General features: G+C 70.7%; 18 protein-coding genes. 9 read left to right on the forward strand and 9 right to left on the reverse strand.

Going from position 1 to position 21,844, the window contains the following annotated elements:
* Positions 1-10 precede the first annotated feature (10 nt).
* Positions 11-370 carry a VOC family protein gene (locus ACFYR3_RS17985; protein WP_355854718.1) on the reverse strand — a complete coding sequence of 120 codons (360 nt, stop codon included), beginning with the start codon at positions 368-370 and terminating at the stop codon, positions 11-13.
* Between the two features lie 126 nt (positions 371-496).
* On the opposite strand from ACFYR3_RS17985, the gene ACFYR3_RS17990 reads away from it, so the two are divergent.
* Complete coding sequence (locus tag ACFYR3_RS17990; RefSeq protein ID WP_389283774.1) at positions 497-1,048, forward strand: CGNR zinc finger domain-containing protein; 552 nt, start codon at positions 497-499, stop codon at positions 1,046-1,048.
* Positions 1,049-1,422: 374 nt separating this feature from the next.
* Here the strand turns inward: ACFYR3_RS17990 and ACFYR3_RS17995 are convergent, their stop codons facing one another.
* Positions 1,423-2,766, reverse strand: coding sequence for a UDP-glucose dehydrogenase family protein (locus ACFYR3_RS17995; RefSeq protein ID WP_389283776.1), 1,344 nt, complete (start codon positions 2,764-2,766; stop codon positions 1,423-1,425).
* A 189-nt stretch (positions 2,767-2,955) separates the two neighbouring features.
* Between ACFYR3_RS17995 and ACFYR3_RS18000 the strand changes: the two genes are divergently transcribed.
* On the forward strand, positions 2,956-4,113 hold the full coding sequence (locus ACFYR3_RS18000; RefSeq protein WP_355854727.1) for an acyl-CoA dehydrogenase: 1,158 nt from the start codon (positions 2,956-2,958) through the stop codon (positions 4,111-4,113).
* A 170-nt stretch (positions 4,114-4,283) separates the two neighbouring features.
* On the opposite strand, the gene ACFYR3_RS18005 is transcribed toward ACFYR3_RS18000, so the two are convergent.
* Positions 4,284-4,874, reverse strand: coding sequence for a tellurium resistance protein (locus tag ACFYR3_RS18005; protein WP_355854730.1), 591 nt, complete (start codon positions 4,872-4,874; stop codon positions 4,284-4,286).
* 306 nt (positions 4,875-5,180) lie between these two features.
* On the opposite strand from ACFYR3_RS18005, the gene ACFYR3_RS18010 reads away from it, so the two are divergent.
* The 5 genes from ACFYR3_RS18010 to ACFYR3_RS18030 all read left to right on the forward strand — a co-directional run bounded on the left by ACFYR3_RS18010 (position 5,181) and on the right by ACFYR3_RS18030 (position 10,548).
* Complete coding sequence (locus tag ACFYR3_RS18010) at positions 5,181-6,860, forward strand: methyl-accepting chemotaxis protein (RefSeq protein ID WP_389283778.1); 1,680 nt, start codon at positions 5,181-5,183, stop codon at positions 6,858-6,860.
* Positions 6,857-7,336 carry a hypothetical protein gene (locus ACFYR3_RS18015; protein ID WP_355854736.1) on the forward strand — a complete coding sequence of 160 codons (480 nt, stop codon included), beginning with the start codon at positions 6,857-6,859 and terminating at the stop codon, positions 7,334-7,336. Before ACFYR3_RS18010 ends, ACFYR3_RS18015 begins: the two co-directional genes overlap by 4 nt.
* Before the next feature lie 17 nt (positions 7,337-7,353).
* Entirely contained in the window at positions 7,354-8,019 is a 666-nt protein-coding gene (locus ACFYR3_RS18020; protein WP_355854738.1) for a VWA domain-containing protein, read from the forward strand.
* A 232-nt stretch (positions 8,020-8,251) separates the two neighbouring features.
* A complete protein-coding gene (locus tag ACFYR3_RS18025) occupies positions 8,252-9,595 on the forward strand; it encodes a protein phosphatase 2C domain-containing protein (RefSeq protein WP_389283781.1) in 1,344 nt (447 codons plus the stop codon).
* Entirely contained in the window at positions 9,592-10,548 is a 957-nt protein-coding gene (locus tag ACFYR3_RS18030) for a hypothetical protein (RefSeq protein WP_389283783.1), read from the forward strand. Before ACFYR3_RS18025 ends, ACFYR3_RS18030 begins: the two co-directional genes overlap by 4 nt.
* Before the next feature lie 98 nt (positions 10,549-10,646).
* On the opposite strand, the gene ACFYR3_RS18035 is transcribed toward ACFYR3_RS18030, so the two are convergent.
* Complete coding sequence (locus ACFYR3_RS18035) at positions 10,647-11,996, reverse strand: LCP family protein (RefSeq protein WP_355854746.1); 1,350 nt, start codon at positions 11,994-11,996, stop codon at positions 10,647-10,649.
* A 119-nt stretch (positions 11,997-12,115) separates the two neighbouring features.
* On the opposite strand from ACFYR3_RS18035, the gene ACFYR3_RS18040 reads away from it, so the two are divergent.
* On the forward strand, positions 12,116-12,664 hold the full coding sequence (locus tag ACFYR3_RS18040; protein ID WP_355854749.1) for an acyl-CoA thioesterase: 549 nt from the start codon (positions 12,116-12,118) through the stop codon (positions 12,662-12,664).
* Between the two features lie 134 nt (positions 12,665-12,798).
* On the opposite strand, the gene ACFYR3_RS18045 is transcribed toward ACFYR3_RS18040, so the two are convergent.
* Positions 12,799-14,172, reverse strand: a complete 1,374-nt coding sequence (locus ACFYR3_RS18045; RefSeq protein WP_389283785.1) for an LCP family protein — start codon at positions 14,170-14,172, stop codon at positions 12,799-12,801.
* 304 nt (positions 14,173-14,476) lie between these two features.
* On the opposite strand from ACFYR3_RS18045, the gene ACFYR3_RS18050 reads away from it, so the two are divergent.
* Positions 14,477-15,508, forward strand: a complete 1,032-nt coding sequence (locus tag ACFYR3_RS18050; RefSeq protein ID WP_355854754.1) for a glycosyltransferase family 2 protein — start codon at positions 14,477-14,479, stop codon at positions 15,506-15,508.
* 103 nt (positions 15,509-15,611) lie between these two features.
* On the opposite strand, the gene ACFYR3_RS18055 is transcribed toward ACFYR3_RS18050, so the two are convergent.
* The 4 genes from ACFYR3_RS18055 to ACFYR3_RS18070 all read right to left on the reverse strand — a co-directional run bounded on the left by ACFYR3_RS18055 (position 15,612) and on the right by ACFYR3_RS18070 (position 21,489).
* Positions 15,612-16,031: a spore-associated protein A gene (locus ACFYR3_RS18055; RefSeq protein ID WP_355854755.1), complete on the reverse strand. Its 420-nt coding sequence runs from the start codon at positions 16,029-16,031 to the stop codon at positions 15,612-15,614.
* A gap of 281 nt (positions 16,032-16,312) precedes the next feature.
* Complete coding sequence (locus ACFYR3_RS18060) at positions 16,313-18,076, reverse strand: LCP family protein (RefSeq protein ID WP_356783227.1); 1,764 nt, start codon at positions 18,074-18,076, stop codon at positions 16,313-16,315.
* Positions 18,077-18,195: 119 nt separating this feature from the next.
* On the reverse strand, positions 18,196-19,968 hold the full coding sequence (locus ACFYR3_RS18065; protein WP_355854761.1) for an LCP family protein: 1,773 nt from the start codon (positions 19,966-19,968) through the stop codon (positions 18,196-18,198).
* Between the two features lie 246 nt (positions 19,969-20,214).
* Entirely contained in the window at positions 20,215-21,489 is a 1,275-nt protein-coding gene (locus ACFYR3_RS18070) for an LCP family protein (RefSeq protein ID WP_389283788.1), read from the reverse strand.
* Between the last annotated feature and the right edge of the window lie 355 nt (positions 21,490-21,844).

Consider the following 21,844-nt stretch of genomic DNA (forward strand, 5'->3'; position numbering starts at 1 on the left):
TCGGGCGCGCTCAGCAGGCGCAGAGGCAGAACGGGTGCCCGGCCGGGTCGGCGTACACCCGGAACGTACGCGACCTGTCCTCGGTGTCCAGCGGCGTCGCGCCGAGCGCCAGCACCCCCTTCTCCGCCACGTCCAGGTCCTCGACCTTCAGGTCCAGATGGAACTGCTGCGAGCCGTCGGGCGAGGGCCAACGCGGCGGTACGTGTTCGGGCGCGGCCTGGAACGCCAGCTGCTGACCGCCGGGCACCTCCAGGTCGATCCAGTCGGTCTGGTCCGTGATGGTGCCGCCGAGCACCCCGGCGTAGAACTCGGCCAGCGCGCGCGGGTCGGGACAGTCCAGGACGACGACGTCCAGTTTGGCGAGAGCCATGACTTCCTCCGTGGGATCTGCAGCAACACCGATGAATGACGAGTTACCTGTGAGCGAGTTACCTGTAAGCCGCTTCAAGAAGTAACGGTTACTGCATGCTCCCCCATAAGAGGTAACGTCGCAAGCATGAATGACCGAGCGCCCGCACCCGGCGGTCTGGCCCTGGTCCAGGCCCTGGTGAACACCCTGGACATTGAGTCGGGCGCCGACTCCCTCGACACGTCCGAGGGGCTGGCGCGCTTCGGCCTGGCGGCGGGCGAGGCGGAGGGGGCACGCGAGCTGCGCGAGTCGCTGCGGGCGGTGTGCCTGGCGCACGCGGGCCATCCGGCGCACCTGAAGGTGGCCCCCCTCGGGGAACTCCTCGCCCGTGCGCCCCTGCGGGTGGCGGTCGACGAGGGCGGCGGCGCCGCGCGCCTGGTCCCCTCCACCGACGAGACCTCCCGCGCCTCCTCCTCGGCTTCTCCGGCGTCTCCGGCCTCTCCGGTCCCCCTGGCCTTCCGGATCGCCGCCGCGATCGCCGAGTCGCTGGTCGAGGGCACCTGGCCGCGGCTGAAGGCGTGCGAGGCCCCGACCTGCCATTGGGCGTACTACGACCGCTCGCCGGCGGGCCGCGGCCGCTGGTGCTCGATGTCGGTGTGCGGGGCGCGCGCCAAGATGCGCCGTTACCGCGCCAAGTAGGCGTCGGCGGCGGAAAACCTGGCAGGACGCCGTACCAGGCAGCCGACCAGGAGCGGAACCGAAAGCCGCACCGAAGCCGCACCGACGTCGCACGGAAGTCGTCCCGAAGCCGCACCGACGTCGCACGGAAGTCGTCCCGAAGCCGCGCCGACGTCGCACGGAAGGCGTCCCGGAATCCCGACCAGGAGCCGGACCGGCGACAGGGCGGGGAGGCGGACGGGGGCGGACGGAGTCCGGAGGTCTCCGGTCACCGCACAGCGAAGTGGTGCAGAATGCAACCGACGCCGGTCCGGCCGACTGAGCCTCGGCCGGACCGGCGTCGTCCGCGACAGACCTCGGCCGGTGCCCCGACGGGCGCCGGCCGATGGCGTGGATCAGGCGGTGGGCCGCCCCATGGCCCGGTAGCTCCAGCCGGCCCGGCGCCACGTCTCCGGGTCCAGCGCGTTCCGCCCGTCCAGCAGCACCCGGGACGTGACCGCCTCGCCCAGCACCGCCGGGTCCAGCTCGCGGAACTCGCGCCACTCCGTCAGGTGCAGGACGACATCGGCGCCCCGGACGGCCTGCACGGCGGAGTCGGCGTACCCGAGCGTCGGGAAGAGCCTCTTGGCGTTCGCCATGCCCTTCGGGTCGTAGACGGTGACCTGGCCGCCCTGGAGGTGGATCTGCCCGGCGACGTTCAGTGCCGGGGAGTCGCGTACGTCGTCGGAGTCGGGCTTGAAGGTCGCGCCGAGCACGGCGACCCGCTTGCCGAGGAACGAGCCGCCGCCGAGGGCCTCGCGGGCCATCTCCACCATCTGGCCGCGGCGCCGCATGTTGATGGTGTCGACCTCGCGCAGGAAGGTCAGTGCCTGGTCGGCGCCCAGCTCACCGGCGCGCGCCATGAAGGCGCGGATGTCCTTGGGCAGACAGCCGCCGCCGAAGCCGATCCCGGCCCTCAGGAACTTCTTCCCGATCCGCTCGTCGTGCCCTATGGCCTCGGCCAGCTTGGCGACGTCGCCCTCGGCGGCCTCACAGACCTCGGCCATCGCGTTGATGAAGGAGATCTTGGTGGCGAGGAAGGAGTTCGCGGAGGTCTTCACCAGTTCGGCGGTCGGGAAGTCGGTCACGACGAAGGGCGAACCGTCGGCGACCGGAGTCACGTAGACCTCGCGCAGCAGCTTCTCGGCGCGCTCGCTGCGCACGCCCACCACGATCCGGTCGGGGTGCAGCGTGTCGTTCACGGCGAAGCCCTCACGCAGGAACTCCGGGTTCCAGGCCAGCTCGGCGTCCTCACCGGCGGGCGCGAGCTCGACGAGCCGGGCGGCCAGCCGCGCCGCCGAGCCGACCGGCACGGTGGACTTGCCGACGACGAGGGCGGGACCGCGCAGATGCGGCGCCAGCGACTCGAAGGCCGCGTCGACGTACGACATGTCGCACGCGTACTCGCCGTGCTTCTGGGGCGTGTTCACACAGACGAAGTGGACGTCGCCGAAGGCCCCGACCTCGGCCCAGTCCATGGTGAAGCGGAGCCGGCCCGTGGAGCCCTCGATCCCGGCCACGTGCTTGCGCAGCAGTTCTTCGAGACCGGGCTCGAACATCGGGACCTCGCCCCGCTGGAGCATCTCGATCTTCTCCGGCACCACATCGAGCCCGAGGACCTCGAAGCCGAGCTCGGCCATGGCCGCGGCGTGGGTGGCGCCGAGGTAGCCGGTGCCGATCACGGTGATCTTGAGGGCCATGGGTGCTCCTGAGGTGTGCGGCGTCGGTGCGCGCCCGAGCATAGTCGGGGCGCGGGGGAGCGCTTTCACGGGCGGTTTTCCCCCTGTCGCCAAGCTCACGTATCCGTCTGGCGGGCAGGCCCTTAAAATTTGTGTTACTTAACGGTAGTTAGCGCAGCCAGCACAGCATCACTTGGAGCGTGAGAGACCTTGGCCGGATCGGCTGATTTCGACCTGTACCGCCCGTCCGAGGAGCACGACATGCTCCGGGACGCGATCCGTTCGCTGGCCGAGGCGAAGATCGCGCCGTACGCGGCGGCGGTCGACGAGGAGGCCCGCTTCCCACAGGAGGCGCTGGACGCCCTGGTCGCCAGCGACCTGCACGCGGTGCACGTACCCGAGGAGTACGGCGGCGCGGGCGCCGACGCCCTCGCGACGGTCATCGTGATCGAGGAGGTGGCCCGCGTCTGTGTGTCCTCCTCCCTCATCCCCGCGGTGAACAAGCTGGGCTCGCTGCCGGTGATCCTCTCCGGCTCCGAGGAGCTGAAGAAGAAGTACCTGGGCCCGCTCGCCAAGGGCGACGGAATGTTCTCGTACTGCCTCTCCGAGCCGGACGCCGGTTCGGACGCGGCCGGCATGAAGACGAAGGCCGTCCGTGACGGCGACTTCTGGGTCCTGAACGGCGTCAAGCGCTGGATCACGAACGCGGGCGTCTCCGAGTACTACACGGTCATGGCGGTGACCGACCCGACGAAGCGCTCCAAGGGCATCAGCGCGTTCGTCGTCGAGAAGTCCGACGAGGGCGTCTCCTTCGGCGCCCCGGAGCGCAAGCTCGGCATCAAGGGCAGCCCGACCCGCGAGGTCTACCTCGACAACGTCCGCATCCCCGCCGACCGCATGATCGGCGAGGAGGGCACCGGCTTCGCGACAGCCATGAAGACGCTGGACCACACCCGCGTCACCATCGCGGCCCAGGCCCTCGGTGTCGCCCAGGGCGCCCTCGACTACGCCAAGGGCTACGTCCAGGAGCGCAAGCAGTTCGGCAAGCCGATCGCCGACTTCCAGGGCATCCAGTTCATGCTCGCCGACATGGCCATGAAGATCGAGGCCGCCCGCCAGCTGACGTACGCGGCCGCCGCCAAGTCGGAGCGCGGCGACAAGGACCTCACCTTCCAGGGCGCCGCCGCCAAGTGCTTCGCCTCGGACGTCGCCATGGAGGTCACCACGGACGCCGTCCAGCTCCTCGGCGGCTACGGCTACACGCGCGACTACCCGGTCGAGCGCATGATGCGCGACGCGAAGATCACCCAGATCTATGAGGGCACGAACCAAGTTCAGCGGATCGTGATGGCGCGCAACCTGCCTTAGTACGCCGCCCGTTGGCGGTACATCGCCAGCAGATCGGCAGCAAATCGCCGGCGGATCGGCAGTAGAGGTGAGAGGCACCTGGTGGGTGCCTCTCACCTTTTGTCTTCCCGCCCCGATCCCTCGACCTGACCTGACCTGACCCGACCCGCCGCGCACGGCGTCGGCGCGGGTCAGTCCTTCCTCATCCGCACCCACGAGAGGCCGAAACCGTAGGCGCTGTCCAGCTGCTCCTGGACCGACCGCCGCGGCGTGCCGGTGAACCAGCGGACCTCGCGGCTGACCATGAGACCGCCCTCCGCGGGCGTGGCCAGGGCGATGGCGCAGCCCGTGGCCCCCTCGGGGGAGTCGTCGAGGGCGATGCGGAAACCGCCGGACGGCGCGGACACGGTGGCCGTGGCGCCCAGGCTCCGGAAATCCACGGCGCCGCTGTACACATAGACGTGGAAGAGCAGTTGCCGGAAGAGTTCGCGCCGCTCCAGGTCCACCCGGAGAGTCTCCCCGTCCGAGGAGTCACCGGTGCGGTCGTCCTGGTCGAGTCGCATGTACGGCCACCGTGCCAGTGAGCCGAAGTTGTTCCCCAGCGGCTGCACGGCCGCGGCCGCGCCGTCCGTGAACGCGGCCATGCAGCCGAGGTCGAGGTCGGCCCCGGTCCCCGGCGGCCGGTTGAGGTTCACCTGAAGGACGCCGCGGCCCGTGATGCGGGCCTGCGGTGCCGATCTGGTCAGCGCCGTGTCGGCGCGCCCGGCGGGAAGCCGTCGCACCTCATGCGGTGTCGGTGCCGCTCGCTGTGGGCCGGTCCGGGGTTGGGTGCCGGGCGTGGGCCTCAGGCGGATGGTCGCTCGCGCACGCTCGTCGTTGCTCAACTGTTCCCCCTCGCGCCGCCGTTGGGGAGAGCGGCGGGTATGTCCGGAGTTTATGCGCGGAGCGTGTCGACTGGAGTACTCTCTGTGCCCTCGGTCGCGCGTCTGGTGCGTGTGAACCGGCGGGGGCACGGGGCACGCGACACGGGTGGGGATCCATGGTTGCCGTCAACACGCCCCCGCGTCCGTCGTGTTGTGGGGGTGGGCATGCCGTCAGACGCCCTGATGGACCGTCATGTGATCGCGCAGAGCCTCAAGGACCTCGCGGAGCGGCCGGCGCTCGGAACCCGGAAGGAAGAGCTGACCGCGCTCGCGGCGGCGCTCCGGGACCAGGACGTCACCGCGCTGGAGCCCTGGTCCGAACTCGACCTCCTCGCCGCCTACGCCCGCCCCGAGAGCCTCCGGGCGACCGGTGGCCAGGGCGCGGAGCACACGCTCTGGTCCTATGCCGAAGGGGTGCTGGGCGCGCTGGTCTTCGTACCGCTGATGCTCACCTGGTACGGACTGACCCGGGCGTCGAGTGCGTACGGAGCGCTGACCGGCGCGGATCCGAAGGCCGCCGCCCGGCCCTTCCTCCAGCTGTGGCAGTCAGGTTTCGAGGGGCACCTCACCGGCGCCTTCACCTTCGGTCATGTGGCGATGAGCGCCACCGTCGCCATCGCGGTGCTCTTCGCCCTGGTGCTCGTGCACGGCCTGCGGCGGTCCGCCGTCGCCCGCCGGGAGGCGGATGCCGACCGCTGCTCCGAGGAGCTGATGGCGGCGCTCGTCCCGGCGCTGACCCGTGCCCAACTCGTGCTGAACCAGCAGCGGTCGAGCTCCCCGCAACGCTTCGCGGCCGAGCTCACCGGAGTCGCCGCCACCCTCGGCCGGCTCGGCGACAAAGCTGTCCGGGTCCAGAAGAACCTGACGTCGGCCGCCTCGGCCGTGGGCGACGCGGTGGAGGCCGCCGAACGCAGGCTGGCCGGGGTCGACGCCTCCATCAAGCCCCTGGAAGTCGCGGTGGGCCGGGTCGAGGCCGCCGTCAGTGACGGCGGGGCGCAGGTCCGCAAGGCGCTCGACGACGTCCGCGACGCGAGCGGTGAGGTGCGGCTCGCCGTGCAGGGCGCCGGTGACCGCGTCGAGGACTCCGTCACCGTGCTGGCCGCGTCCCAGCGTGCCTACACCACCGGCATCGAGGTGGCGTCGGACATCTCCGCCCAACTCCTCGGCCGGTTCGCAGAGGTGGCGGACGGTACGGCCCGAGCGGTCGAGGAGTCCCAGCAGGCGGTGCGCGAACTGAACGCCCAGAGCGGTGCGTTGCGGGCCGCCGCGGATGAATTCGTCCGACTCGTGGACGAGTTGCGGTCGGACCGCCGGGTGCGCGCGAACCTGACGCATCCGGGGGACCAGATGGGCCGAGCGGACCGGACCGAAAGCGCCGAGAGCCCAGCCGACCACCGTGGCCGTCCCGCCGACGGAACCGGCGGTCCTGCCGACCACCGTGGCCGTCCCGCCGACCGGGCCGGGGCGCCTGTCGACCGGGCCGGCACGCCTGCCGACCCGGCCGACGCGCCTGCCGATCGGATCGGCGCTCCCGCCGACGGAACCGGCGGTCCTGCCGACCACCGTGGCCGTCCCGCCGACCGGGCCAACGCGCCTGCCGACCGGCACGGCCGTCCCGCCGACCCGGCCGACGCGCCTGCCGACCGGCACGGCCGTCCCGCCGACCCGGCCGACGCGCCTGCCGATCGGATCGGCGCTCCCGCCGACGGGACCGGCGTGCCCGCCGACCGGATCGGCGCTCCCGCCGACAAGCCGGGGCGGCCCGGTCCCCGGCCGGCCGACCCGGCCGACCCCCGTCGTGAGCCCCCGCAGCTGCCTCCCGCCTCCCTGACCGAGGCCCGATGAAGCGCGGTGGAAGGTTCCAGCCGCTGCACATGGCGGGCTGGCTGTTCGCGGACATGCTGCTCGTCCTCGCCCTGGTGGCCATGGGGGACCAGGGCGACCCGCAGGCCGCCGAGAAGCACCCCGCCTCTTCGTCCGACCCCTCGGCCGCCGGGAAGAAGTCCCGGCACACCGGCCCGCGGGCGGTGGTCCGCACACCGGTCAAGGTGGCCGTCGACGCGCCCGCGGGCGACGACGAAGGCATCGTGCGGGCACTGCGCGGGGCGACCGCGCGCTACCAGGGCCGGCGCGCCGCCTTCGTGCTGACCTTCGGACGCCACACCGACCCGGGCGCCGGCGGCCGTTACGCCCACGAGGTCAACGCCTTGCTGGAGAAGGCCCGTCCGGGCATGTTCCGCGCCGCCACCACCCGCGACTTCTGGAAGGGCGGAGCCTCCACGGGCCACGCCGACATCGAGATCTACTTCTACACGTACTGACCCGGAGGTACGAGACCTTGCAGATCCTGCCCTTCTACCTGCTCTGCGACGAGTCCGGGTCGATGATCGGCGAGCCGATCGACGCCATCAACGGCGCGCTCCCGGACCTGCACCACGAGATCAGCACCAACCCGACCGTCGCCGACAAGACGCGTTTCTGCCTCATCGGCTTCTCCGACACCGCCACCGTGCTGCAACCGCTCGTCGACCTCAGCGACATCGACTCGGTCCCCGCGCTCGCCGCGGGCGGGCTCACCTCGTACGGCGACGCGTTCCGCACCCTGCTGCGCTGCGTCGAGGCCGATGTGGCGGGGCTGAAGGCGGAGGGTCACGAGGTGTACCGACCTGTCGTCTTCTTCCTCTCCGACGGCATTCCCACCGACCCGGACTGGGACCAGGCGTACAAGGAGATCACCCAGTCACGGTTCTGCCCGAAGATCATCGCCTTCGGCATCGGCGAGGCGCAGGAGTCGACGATCGCGCGGGTAGCCAACTTCCGCGCGTTCATGCAGAAGGACTCCTCGGTGTCACCGGCCCAGGCGCTGCGCGAATTCGCCTCCAGCCTCACGCGGTCGATCGTCCGGTCCGCCGGGAGCATCGGGGCGGACGGCGGCAACGGGTTCACGCTGGCCGTGGACGACACCGTGCCCGGCTTCTCCATCGTCTCTCTCGACAAGCTGTGAGGTCGCACCGATGGGGAACGACATGAACGCCGCCGGATCGTCCCGCACCGGCCCACGGCAGCCCGACACACGCGAGCCCGATGCACGCGAGTCCGACGCACGGGAGCCGGCCGGGAGCCGTGCCCACGAGAGCCGGGCACAGGGGAATCAGGGACAGGGGGATCAGGTACACGGGAGCCGGCCGCACGCGGGCCGGGCGGAAGTGCGACGGCCGGATACGAGACAGCCGGATGTGCGACAACCAGCCGTGCCGCAACCGGAGTTCCGCTGGCCGGACGCGCGGCAGCCCGACCCGCTGGACGAGACCTGGCAGAGCGTCGACCAGGTCTTCAAGGACCAGCCGGAGCCCGACACGGCCGTCACCGCGCCCGAGGCGTCCGTGGCACCACCCTTGCCGTACGGGCCCACCTCGCAGTCGCCGTCCTCATCTTCGTACGAGCCGCCGCCGTCGGGCCGGCCCGCGTACGAGCCGACGCCGACGCCGCCGTTTCCCCAGCCCGGCTTCGTACGGCAGCAGCCGTCGCACGGTCCGGTACAGCCCTCGCTCCCGCGCGTGCACATGCAGCCCGAGCCCGGGCCCGAGCCCCCAGCCACACCCGCGCCCGCATCCACTTTCACCCCCGCACCCGCACCCGCGTCCGAGGAGCCCGCCGCGCGGGTCGGGCTCGTTCCGACGCTCGGCGCGCCGCGGCACTCCGGACCCAAGCCCCCGCTGTACGCGCCGGAGCCCCTGGAGCTTCCCTCGGTCCGGCAGGACCCGACCGCGGCGCTGACGCCCGACATGGTGGTGGACGGCGCCGGGTACGGCGCTCTGACCGTGCGGGCGGCGTCCGTGCGCGGCGACTCGCACCGCTATCAGGGCGAGCCGCGCCAGGACTCCCTGGCCGTGGTGCGCCTCGGGGCGCCCGGCGCGGACGGGTTGCTGCTGCTCGCGGTGGCGGACGGCGTGGGGTCGGCGGCCCGTTCGCACGTCGGGTCCCAGGAGGCCTGCCGGCTCGCCGCGATGGAGCTGGACAGCGTGTCCGCGGAACTCGCCGAGACGCTGCGCGCGGGCGACCGGCCGGGGTTCGCCGTACTGGCGGACATCGCGGTCGGACGGGTCGCGACCCTGCTCGCGCACCGAGCCCGCGAGCACGGCGACGACCCCGCCGCGTACGCCACCACCCTGCGCGCCCTGCTCGTCCCGCTCGACCCCCGCGTGCGCACCCGCGGCTTCCTGGCCGTCGGCGACGGCGGTACGGCGCTGTTGCGGGCCGGTGAGTGGAACCTGTCCCTCACGGACCCCGAGCACGACGGCGACGGAATGATCGACACCCGCACCGCCGCCCTGCCGCACGGGCACCGCGCCCGCGCCTGCCTCCTCGCCCCGGCCCTGCCCGGCGACGTCCTCGTGCTGTGCACGGACGGCCTGTCCACGCCGCTCGCCGGGGACGCCGGGATGCGGGACTTCCTGGGGTCCGGTTGGGGGGAGGGGGCCGTGCCCGGACCGGCCGACTTCCTGTGGCAGCTGCAGTACCGGGTGAAGTCGTACGACGACGACCGCACCGCCGTCGTCCTGTGGGAGGCCGTGCCGTGAGCGCCGACGACGGCGCCGACGTGCCCCTCGGCCCGCTCACCCTCGGAGCGCGCGTCGGCGACGGCGGCCAGGGCGAGGTGTACGACGTCACGGGTCCCGGCCGGCTGCTGTACAAGAGCTACCGCGAGCCGGGGAAGGCCGACGGCGGGGAACTCGCGGCACTCGTCGCCCTGCGCCAGGGGCTCGCGCCTGCCGACCGGGAGCGGCTGGACCGGGAGACGGCGTGGCCGCTGTGCCGGGTCATGGACGGAGGCAGGGCGACGGGCTTCCTGATGCGTCGCGCGCCGGACTCCATGACCTGGCGGACCTCGCGCGGTGAGGCCCGGCTGACCGACCTGTCCTATCTGCTCCGGCCGCCGAGGCCGGCCTGGCAGGCCGTCGCGCAGCCGTCGCCGGCCGAGCGGTACGCGCTGGTGGTCGCCGTCCTCGGACTCCTGCGGTGGCTGCACACCCTGGGGCTGGTCGTCGGTGACGTGTCCCACGCGAACGTGCTGTGGACCGTCCGGCCCGGACCCGCCCCGTATCTCCTGGACTGCGACGGCGTACGCATGGCCGGCCGGCCCCCGGTCCTGGAACAGGCGGACACCCCCGACTGGCACGACCCGCTGGCCGCCGCCGGCACCGCCACGGTGGACAGCGACCGCTACAAGGCGGCGCTGGTGGTGGGCCGTGTCCTGAGCCAGGACGCGTACGTCTCGCCCGGCTCGCCCGGCAAGCCCCTGCGGCCGCTGTCCGGCGTACTCGACGACCGGCGGGCCGACTCGGTCCGGGACCTGTGGGAGGAGGCGTCGGGGCCGCGTGGCACCCGCCCCCACCTGGCCCAGTGGTGCACCGCCCTGGCGGGCCGCGACACCATCCGCCTCATGGCCGCGGAACCGGCGCCGAAGCCCGTCGTCGACCGCTCCAAGTTCGACGGCCCGCGCACTCGGGGCCGCATCACCCTACGCAACTGACCCACCGACATCGGCAAGCGCCGGTGTCGGTGGGTCAGTTGGCCGGCGACCACCTGTGACGGTGGGGCGGTTCGCCGGCAACGGTGCGTGGAGGTGGGTCAGTTGCCCGACACCGTGACCGTCTCGTCGTTCTTGAGCTCGTCCACGAGCGTCTTCATCTTCGTCTTGTCCCAGACGAGGTTGCCGCCGACGGAACCGGATATCGGCATGTTCATGGACTTGCCGTCGCCGCCGGTGACGCCCTTCATGGCCCAGAACATGTCGGCCAGGTCCCACAGGCTCATGTCCTTGTCGACGACCAGCGAGTCGAGGCCCGCGCCCATCGTCGGGTAGAGCTTGAAGGGGTTCAGGACCGTCGAGGGGGTCGCGACCTGGTGGGCCAGGGCGGCCAGGAACTTCTGCTGGTTCTTGGTGCGCTGCAGATCCGAGGCGGCGAAGGCGTGCCGGGTACGGACGAAGGCGAGGGCCTGCTCGCCGTTCAGAGTCTGCTTGCCCGCCTTGAAGTCGGCGCCCGAGTACTTGTCCTTGAAGCCCTGGTCGAGGGTCATGTCGACCCCGCCGACCGCGTCGACGATGCCCGCGAACCCGGCGAAGCCGATCTCCACGTAGTGGTCGATGTGCAGGCCGGTGTTGTACTCGACGGTCCTGACCAGGAGCGTGGGGCCGTCGAACGCGTAGGCCGCGTTCAGCTTGTTCGCGCCCAGCGGGCCCTTGATCTTGCCGGACTCGGAGCCCTGGAACTTCGGGATCGTGACGTTCGAGTCACGCGGCAGCGAGAGCAGCGTCGAGCCGTTGCTCCCGGTGTGCAGGATCATCATCGAGTCGGTGCGCTTGCCCTCGGCGGAGCCGGTGTGCAGCTTCTTCTTGTCCGCGGAGGTCAGGCCGGCGCGGCTGTCGGAGCCGACGATCAGATAGTTCGTGCCCTGACCGGTCTCCGGCCTGTCTATGACCTTGGAGAGATCCACGTCACGGTGGAGCTTGGAGTCCGCCCAGAAGTACGTGCCGACGGAGACCACGACCAGCGCGGTGACCAGCGTGATCGCGGTCCACTTGATCCGGCGCCGCCAGTTCGGCGCGGGGCGCTGCTGGTACGCGCCGCCACCGCCCGGGCCCTGCGGACCGCCGGGCCCGTTGGGGTTCCCATACACATGGCCGCTGTTGTAGCCGGAGTCGTACCCGTTGTCGTAGCCCTGGCCGTCGACGTAGCCCTGGCCGTCGACGTACGACGGCTGACGGGGCACACCGCCGCCGTACGGCGGCGCGTCCTGGCCCGGAGCGGGTGCGGCCGGCCCACGGCGGACCTGTCGCATGACGCGGGCGCTCTCAGGCTGTGCGCCCGCGCTGCCGCGTCCGTAGCGGTTGCCGCCGTTGCCGCGGTTGTCGTCGGGCCACCCGCCCCCGCCCTCGGACTCGCTCGGACGGGAGGTGCCCCCAGGCCAATCGTTCATGCCGACCAGTGTGCCGCTCTCCACTATGAGTCTTACAAGAGAGCCGGGAGATCTGGGTCACGCCTGTTGCAGAGCTGATGCAAAGCGACGGTCGCGCGCCCCGGCATAAGGTGGAGGACATGACAGACCAGGCTCCCAACCCGGAATCCGACATACCGGGCAAGCCGACCTCGGCGTCCCGAACCACCCTCAGCCACATCATGACCCACAACGACACGAACCTTCTGGGCTCCGTGCACGGTGGAGTGATCATGAAGCTGGTCGACGACGCGGCGGGCGCGGTGGCGGGGCGGCACTCCGGCGGGCCCGCGGTCACCGCCTCGATGGACGAGATGGCCTTCCTGGAGCCCGTCCGCGTGGGTGACCTGGTCCATGTGAAGGCCCAGGTGAACTGGACCGGACGTACCTCGATGGAGGTCGGTGTCCGGGTCCTCGCCGAGCGCTGGAACGAGTCCACGCCGCCTCAGCAGGTCGGTTCGGCCTATCTCGTCTTCGCCGCCGTCGACGCGGACGGCAAGCCCCGCCGGGTCCCGCCCGTCATCGTCGAGACCGAGCGCGACGAGCGCCGCTACCAGGAGGCGCAGATCCGCCGCACCCACCGGCTGGCCCGCCGCCGCGCGATCATGGAACTCCGCGAGAAGCGCGCGGCGGAAGGCCTCGACGACTAGGCACGAGGACTGGGTACGACGACCACGCACCGACGAGATGACGAGACCGGTACCGACCGGGTGACCGGACAGCGACCTGACGCGAGGATCGGCCGGTCAGGGTCGGGGAGGCCCCGGCCGGGCGTTCGGAGTCGTCACGGACAGACCACCTGGTCTCCCGTCACCACCCCGAACTCCCCCTGATGCGGATCCTCCGCCCGGACCCGTGTCACCTGCTTGAAGTCCGTTCCGGCGATCACCTTCAGCAGCGGGCCCTGCCCGGCGACCGCGCGCAGCTCGGAACCGGGCAGCGCGGCCGCGAGCGACCTCGCCGAGCGGTCCCATCGGGGGTCGTACGCGACGACGGTGCGCCGGACCGTGCGGTCGGGGGCCGTGGCGGGCCGGCCCGTCGTCCGGAACCCGGTGGCGGCGAGCGCGCCGTCGACCCGCTTGCCGAGACCCGTCGTGGCGGTCCCGTTCTCGACCTGGACCCGGATCTGCTGCGGGGCCACCGCGACCCGGACGGTCCGGGGCCGCGGGGCCCGGGGCGACCGGGGCGCCGCGAGCGGCTTGTCGGCCCGCAGGGACTCGAAGAGATTCCTCGACTTCGGCTCGTCCCATTTCAGGGTCGAGCCGATGCCCTTGACGGCATAGGCCATCTGTCCGATCGGCACGGTCGTGAACTCGGACGAGGACGGCGAGAAGTTCCGCATCGCCCGGCCCAGATCCAGCAGTTCGTCCGTGCCGAAGCCCTTGTCGGCCCGCACCGAGCCCAGCACCGCCCGTGTCACGTCACGGAACTTCATCGGGTTCAGCAGCACCCCGGACGACGTGGCCTGTCCGACGAGCGCCGCCAGGAAGCGCTGCTGGCGCTTCATCCGGCCGAGGTCGGAGGAGCCGTCGGTGTGCCGGGACCGTACGTACTGAAGGGCCTGCCCGCCGCCCAGCAGATGCGAGCCGGCCGTCAGGTCGAGGCCGGTGTACTTGTCCTTCAGCGGCTGCGCGGTGCAGATACGGACGCCGCCGAGCACGTCCACCGTCTTCATGAAGCTGGTGAAGTCGACCTCCAGATAGTGGTCGATCTTCACGTGGGTCATGTTCTCGACGGTCCGCACGGTCAGGGTCGGGCCGCCCTCCGCGTACGCAGCGTTCAGCTTGAGGGGGTGGGCGCCGTGCCGTTCGCCGGTGACCGCGTCGGTGTGCGCGGGTGCCTCGGCGTAGGAGTCGCGCGGCAGACTGACGATGCTGGCGCGCTCCCGGTCCTCCGAGATGTGCACGATCATGACCGTGTCGGTGCAGTGGCAGGGCGTGCCGCCGAGCCGGTACTTCCGCCGCTCCGCCTCGGTGATCTTCTCCCGGCCGTCGGTGCCGACCAGCAGGAGATTCATGCCGTGGCCGCCCTCGGGCCGGTTCTTCATGTCCTTGAACGGGTCGACCCGGGCGATGTCCGCGTCCAGGCTGCTCAGCACCGCGTGCCCGATGCCCGCCGAGGCGAGGACCACCACGGAGACGGTGGTCACCGCCCGCATGGCCCAGCGCGGCTTCTTGCGCCGTACGGGGCGTACGGGGCGTCCGTCCGAGCGCCGGGCGGGACGCCGTGCGGGAGACGGCCGCGGGGGGCGCTGAGGGCGGACGGGGGAGCGGGGCGGCGTGGGCAAGGGGGACACCTCCGCGAGGCTGGACGGGGGAGGGAAGCGTTCCGCGGGGCCGGCCGGGCCGCGTTCCGCTCGGCGTGGGGATCCGTGAGCACGGTAGGCCCATACGATCTGCGGCCCGGTCCTTACGCCGGGCGGCGCGCGACCGTGTCCCCCGTTCGCGGTAACGTGAGTTCCGATGAGCGAGAAGCCTGACGTGCGGTCCCCCGCCGTTTCTGTGATCATGCCCGTCCTCAACGAGGAGCGGCATCTGCGCGGGGCCGTCCAAGCGATCCTGGCCCAGCGGTACGACGGCGAGATGGAGGTCGTGATCGCCATCGGTCCCTCCACGGACCGGACGGACGAGATCGCCGCCGAACTCGTCCGTGAGGACCCGAGGGTCCACACGGTGCCGAACCCGACCGGCCGGACGCCCGCGGCGCTGAATGCCGCGATCAAGGCGTCCCGGCACCCCGTCGTCGTGCGTGTCGACGGGCACGGCATCCTCTCCCCGAACTACATCGCCACCGCCGTACGGCTCCTGGAGGAGACCGGCGCGCAGAACGTCGGCGGCATCATGCACGCCGAGGGCGAGAACGACTGGGAGCACGCCGTCGCCGCCGCCATGACGTCGAAGATCGGCGTGGGCAACGCGGCCTTCCACACCGGCGGTGAGGCGGGCCCGGCCGAGACCGTGTATCTCGGGGTGTTCCGGCGCGAGGCCCTGGAGCAGCAGGGCGGCTACAACGAGGAGTTCATCCGCGCCCAGGACTGGGAGCTGAACTTCCGGATCCGGGAGGCGGGCGGGCTCATCTGGTTCTCGCCCGAACTGAAGGTGTCCTACCGGCCGCGCCCGTCCGTCAAGGCGCTCGCCAAGCAGTACAAGGACTACGGCCGCTGGCGGCACGTAGTCGCCCGCTACCACGAGGGCTCCATCAACCTGCGCTACCTCGCCCCACCGGCCGCGGTGTGCGCGATAGCGGCCGGCGTCGTGGTCGGCGCCGCACTGACCCCGTGGGCCTTCGTCGTGCCGGCCGGTTACCTCGCCGCCATCGCCGCGGGCTCGCTCCCGGCGGGCAAGGGGCTGCCTTTCAGGGCCCGTCTGCAGATCCCGGTCGCCCTCGCCACCATGCACATGTCGTGGGGCTGGGGCTTCCTGACCAGCCCCAAGTCCCTGGCGAAGAAGGTAGTCGCATCACGTCGGCCGGCGGTCCTCAGCGGGACCCGCTGAGGCGACAGCAGGGAAGGGCCTCCTTGCGCTCGAGCCGATACTCACGCCCGAGCTGCCAAGGAGGCCCTGATCCGTTCGCGGGCCGCTCAGCAGCCCGTGCTCGTCAGCCGCAGTGGACGGCGTAATCGATCTGGATGTAGCTCGAGTTGCCCGCGGAACCGCCGTAGTCGATGCAGGAGTGGGCGGCGTACACGTAGACGGGGCCCGCGTAGGAGCTGTAGGTGCCGGCGTCCATCTCGCTGGCCTTCCATACGGCGTCGGTTCTGTGGATCCGCAGTCGGGCGTCCAGATACGTCGACGTGCCCGGGTGGTCGTTGACGGTGACGACGCAGTTGTAGCCAGTGGCGCTGCTGTACGTGATGAAGGCGGTGCCGTCGCCGACGTCCTTGGAGCCGACCACGCTGTAACCGGACCCGCAGCCGCCGTTGTAGGAGGCTGCGGCCTCGGCGCTGCCGGTGGCGGCGACCATTCCCGCGACGGTAAGGCCGAGGACGGCCGTTGCGGAGCCAAGTCGCTTGCTCATGTTCATTGTTGAGTCCCCATCAGGTTTACTGCAGAGCGAAAATGATCATCCCGAAGGGGTGTCGGGCAGGGCAACCTGTACCGGCGTGACCTGTATCACCGCGCCCGAAGTCGCAGGCCGGGAAGGTCATCGCGTCCCGGCGCCCCGCGGTCCTCGGCAGCTCCAACTGAGCCTGTCCGGCTGTGGATGAATCCGCTTCCGGCTCCAACGGGACCCGTTCGCACATGAGTTGGGCCCCTCTCGACTTCGAGAAGGGCCCAACTGCCGTTTGCGGGCCGGTGCTACGACCAGGTGTAGTCCGGGTTGACGTGCATGCAGGCGCCGGTGTCCGCGCCCTTGTCCAGCTTCGCGGACGCGGGCGTCGAGTCGTCGTCCACGGGTGCCTTGTACGCCGTCCCGTCCCGCCAGTCCGCGCCGACGACCAGCGTGACGCCGGAGACGTCCGCCGACTTCTCCACCGCGTGCGTCGACATCCCGAGGGCCTTGGCGACCCGCAGGGCGTCACCCTCCAGATCGGCGCTCGGGTAGCGGATCACCGTGGTGGCCTCGGCGGTCGCCGCCGAAAGGTCGGCCTTCGACTGCGTGAACCCCTTGCCGACGAGCAGCTCGGTCACCGCGCTCGCGCGTCCGGGGACCGGCGCGAGCACGCTGGTGCGCGTGCCGTTCTGCACCTGCACCGCGATCTTGTCGTCCGCCGCGGCCGGATCCGAGGACGTCTTCTCGGCGGGGGTCTTCTTCTTGTCCTTGCCGTCCAGCGCGATGTCCTCGCGCAGCAGGCGCCAGACCTGGTCCGCGTCCGTCGGCTTGGGGAGCACCCGGTTGCCGTCGGAGGAGTACACCCACGGCATGGTGGTCATGGTGATGCGCTTGGTCGGGACCTTCTTCAGCTCGTTGCTGAGATCGTAGAGATCGGTCACCGTGCCCAGACCCTTGTCCACGGTCAGCGCGTTGGTGGCCGTCTCCGCGAGACTCCGCAGCTTGCCCGGGTTGCTCAGCGTGGCGTTCTCGCGCAGCTGGCGCACCATCGAGTTCATGTACTGGTGCTGGGCCTTGGTCCGGGAGATGTCGCTGCCGTCCTCGAAGCCGTACCGCGTCCGCAGCCACTGCAGGGCCTGCTTGCCCTTGACGGACGTCGTGCCCGCCTCGAGCTTCAGCCCGGAGCCGTGACCGGTGGAGGTGTGCGAGTAGATGTTGGCGTCCACACAGACGGGGACGCCGCCGATCGCGTCGGCCATCGACACCACACCCGCGAAGTCGACCATGATGAAGTGGTCGATGTGGATGTCGGTCAGCTTCTCCCAGGTGGCGACCGTGCAGCCGGGGCCGCCGCGGCCAAGCGAGTCGTTCGTCATCGTGAGCGACGTGCTCGCGGTGTACGTCTTCCCGGTGCTGGGGTCGGTGCAGTTGGGTATCTGGAGCAGAGTGTCGCGCGGCATGCTCACGACCGACATGTTGCTGCGGTCCGCCGACAGGTGCAGCAGCATCTGGACGTCCGCGCGGGCCGGTGTGTCGAACGTGTCCTTCGCGCCCCCGAGCTTCTGGTTCTCGGTCGTGTTCCGGGCGTCCGAACCGATCAGGAGGATGTTCAGCGGGGTCTGGCCCGCCGCGTTCGGCTTCGACTTGGCGGCGCGGTCCTTCGCGTCGCCGATGTTCAGGTCGTCCTTCTTGAGGTTGCCGTTCAGGTGCTGGTAGTAGAGATAACCGGCACCGGCGGTGCCGAGTATCAGGACCGCCAGGACCATCGCCGACCAGCGCAGTATTCGACGTCTGCGACGGGGGCGGCCCGTCTTCTCCTGCCGCCCTTCGCCGTCGCCCCCACCGTGCCGGCCCTGTCCCTGGGGACTGAGCGGCATGGTGTCGTCGGCCGGACGAACGCCGACAGCGCCGGCGTCGGCGTCACCGTTGCCGTCGGACCGGATGCGGCCGTCGTCCGCCGTACGAACGGGCTCGCCGCCCTCGTCGTACATGCTGTCGTCCCAGCCCAGTTCGCCGGCCTGCGGGACACGCGGTCGTGCTCCCTCCCCACGCACACTGCTCTGCGCCATCTCCCAGCCTCTCCCCACCCTGCGCCTGACAAACGGGTCCGTCGCACGCCCGGCCGGACGTTTTCACGCCCGGCCGGACACTTCTCGCGTCCTGTAGGACGCTCGACGGACCCGTTAGGTCACTTTGCGCACACCGTTTTGTCCGCCGTGGACTTCTCCACGTCCGGCGCCTTCGTCGGAGCGGTCAGTTTCACTCCGGCGCCCTTGAAGTCCTTGCCCAGGGTCAGCACGATCGCGGGCAGCCCCTGCGAGTTCTTCTCGCTCTTGCCGGGCTTCAACGCGGAACCGGACAGCCCCATCAGATCCGCCAGTTTGCGTGCCTGGTCGGCCTGGTCGGGAGAGTACTCCAGGGTCGTCTTGCCGAGGGTTTCCGGAGCGTTACCCAGTTGGCTGGACTTGAGCACGCCCTCAGTGTTCTGCAGCCAGTTAAGAGTTTCCTGTGCGGAGCCGGCTTGGGCGCCGCCGTTGTAGATGTCGACGCGGATGTCGGACGCGGCGGAACGGGAGCCCTTGAGGCGGGCGGCCACCGCGGCCTTCTCCTTCTTCTCCTTCTGCTTCACCGCGGTGAAGGAGACGTCGTTCTTGATCGCGTCGAAGACCTGAGGGCCCAGTGTCTCGTCGACTATGACCGTCTTGTGGACGACACCGTCCGCCGGGTTGTCGCGGACCGGCACCGTGGTGAAGGTGATGTTCTTCGGCGGCACCTTCTTCAGCTCCAGGGCCATGTCCTTGAGCGTGTTGACGTTGCCGATGCCGGTGTCCACGGTGAGCGCCTTGGTGGCGGCCTCGGCCAGCTTGAACAGCTTGGTGGGGCTGGTGAGGGTGTCGCTCGAACTCATCTTGCGCATCAGGGAGCCGATGAACTGCTGCTGCACCTTGATGCGGTCGAGGTCGCCCGCGTTGCCGAAGCTGTGCCGGGTGCGGACGAAGGCGAGGGCCTGCTCACCCTCGATGACGTGCTTGCCTGCGGAGAGCTTGAGGTGCGAGTTGGCGTCGTCGACGTTCTTGGCGAGACAGACCTCGACGCCGCCCACGGCGCTGGTCAGCGTCTTCACCGCGTTGAAGTCGGCCATCATGAAGTGGTCGACCGTGATGCCGGTGACCGCCTTGACGGTGTCCATCGTGCAGCCCGGGTTCCGGTCGGACTGCCCGAGGCTGGTGTTGAAGCGGACGTCGTCCGTGCCCTTGATGATCTTTTCCGTGCCGTCCGGCTGCTTCGTCCTGCACTCGGGGACGTCGACGATGAGGTCGCGCGGAATGCTCAGCGCGGTCGCGTTCGTCCGGTCCTTGGAGACATGCAGAAGGATGTTGGTGTCGGCGTGCCCGACGCTGCCCTTGTCGCCGTATCCCGAGTTGCCCGCTCCGGTGCGCTTGTCGGTGCCGATGATGAGGAGATTGAAGGCCTCGTCCTTGCTGAAGCCGCTCTTGCCCGATGTGCCGACGTCCGTCGTCTGGACGTTGCCCTCAAGGTGCTTGAGGTAGGCATAGGCGGCGCCCGAGACAGCCACCAGGACCAGCGCCATGCCGCCGCCGGTCCAGAGCAGTATCTTCTTCGCCTTCGACTTCTTGGGCGGCTTGTTGCGTCCGCGCCGCCGCCCCGGAAGGGGTTCCGGCGGCTCGCCGCGTCGTCGGCGCGGCCCCGGCACATCGGTGCCGGGTGCGTCACGGTCCCGTCCTGGTGCGTCACGTTCCCGGCCCGGTGCCGCGCGATCCCTGCCCGGAGCGCTTCGGGTGCGCGCCGCGGCGGAGGGTGTACCCCTCCGCGGTCGCGGCACTCCCGGCTGCGCTCCGGAAGGAGTCAGTCGCAGTTCGTATTCACCGGTGTTCGGGTTGAGCACCCACTGGTCTGCGGGGTCGATGTTGTCCGCCCGCCCACGGCCTTGCGCGTCCACGGTTGTCTGAATCCTCCGTCGGGGCCACGCGGCGCCTTTTCCCCCTCAAAAGGCGCTCGGGTCTCGGTCAAGCAGTGCGCGACCTCCAGGACGGACCTCGTGGCCGGGTGCACCGGATCGCTCACACTATCCGCCCAGTTCGGCGTCGAACGACGACCGTGACAAATTCAACGTCCCTACAACCGGGCAATCCGACCCATTTTCAAAGAGTTCTTAGCTCAGCTGTTCCCCACCTTGGCGCGTGCTTTACCCGCAGGGGTCCTGAGCCGCCGTGTTACCCCGGAAAGTCGGTGTCGGATCGGGTGTCCCGGTGAGGTCGGCAGCCCCTATTGCCATCGACATTCCGTTGCCGGACAACTCCTCTTCGTAGTCACGGAGGGAGTTGCCGTACAGACTTACGGAATGCGGCGGTTGGCCTTGAGCGAGCCGCTTGGGGGGTTCCTTCGCGACCGCCACCGGCCGGTCCGCACGCAGCCGCGCGAAGAGCCGGGCCGCCTCGGGCTCCACGAGCTGATCACGGTTGGCGTCGAGGACATAGGACGTCCGGGGCACCGTCAGGAACTGCATGCTTTCCGTGGGGATGTCGCGCATTCCGCGCACCAGCTCGTACAGGCCGCGCAGGCTCGCGAGCCCCGGGTCGGTGGTCAGTGACGAGGTGGCCGCGTCCAGCACCGGATACAGCCTCGCCGGGTTGAGCAGGACATCGTCGCTGCGCACCTTGTTGACCAGCGCGCCGAGGAACTTCTGCTGGCGGTCCATGCGGTCGGTGTCGCTGCCGTTGCCGATGCTCTTGCGGGCGCGGACATAGCCGAGCGCCTGCTCGCCGTTGAGCACGACCTTTCCCGCGGGCAGCTTCAACTTCGCCGCCTTGTCATTGATCGGCTTCCTCAGGCACACCTCGACGCCGTCCACCGCGTCGACCATGTCCTTGAAGCCGTGGAAGTCCACCACCATGTGATGGTCGACACGGATGTTCGTGAGCTTTTCGACGGTACGGATGGTGCAGGCCGAACCGCCCACCTGGAAGGCGTAGTTGAACATCGCGAACATGGGCTCGGTACGGGTGCCGTCCGGGCGCCGGCAGCCCGGCACGTCCACCATCAGGTCGCGGGGCAGCGACATGGCGGTCGCGCTGCGCCGGTTCGCCGACAGGTGCAGCAGGATCGTGGTGTCGGACCGTTCCGTCCCGGAGTCGCGGCCGTACTTCTTGTTCCCGGCCCCCGAGCGCGAGTCCGACCCGATCAGCAGGATGTTCTGCGCGTCGCGCACCAGCGCGGTGGGCCGTTCCTTCTCGTACCGGGCGAGCTCGGCGGCCGCGTCGTTGTCGGCCGTGATGTTCCCGTTCAGCTTCTCGTACGCGGCCCAGCCGACCCCGACGGTGCCGAGGACCACCACGGCCAACCCGGTGGCCGCGTAGCGCAGCCAGCGCCGCCGCCGGCGTCTGACCCCGGCCCCGGTGGGCGACGCTCCGAGCCCCGGCCCCTCCGGGCGTCCGGAGGGAGTGCCTGCGGTGTCGGTCACGTCGGGACCACCACCCCTCATGGCGTACGAGCGCGTCTGGCTGCTCCTACGACCATGTCCCGATGTGGCTGGTGAGGGGGGCCGGTGATGGGCCGAACGGGGGACGCGCCCGGCATGGGCGGCGCCCTGGCGGGCCTCTGCCCGGGCGACGTCCCCGTGGGCCTGCGTCCTGGCGGCACCCGTCGTGGACCTGTCCGGGCGGCACCCCATCGCTCGCCCGCCGGGCGCGGGCCTCCAGGGCCTGCCTGGCGATTCCCGCCGGGCCCGCGGCGCCCGGCAGCGCAGTCCCCCAGGCTCTTCGAGCAGGGGGACCCCCGCGCCGCGTTGTCGGGCACGCCCGAGTACGCCCAGTACG

The organism is Streptomyces sp. NPDC005784 (assembly GCF_042871525.1).
In the GTDB taxonomy this organism is placed as follows: domain Bacteria; phylum Actinomycetota; class Actinomycetes; order Streptomycetales; family Streptomycetaceae; genus Streptomyces.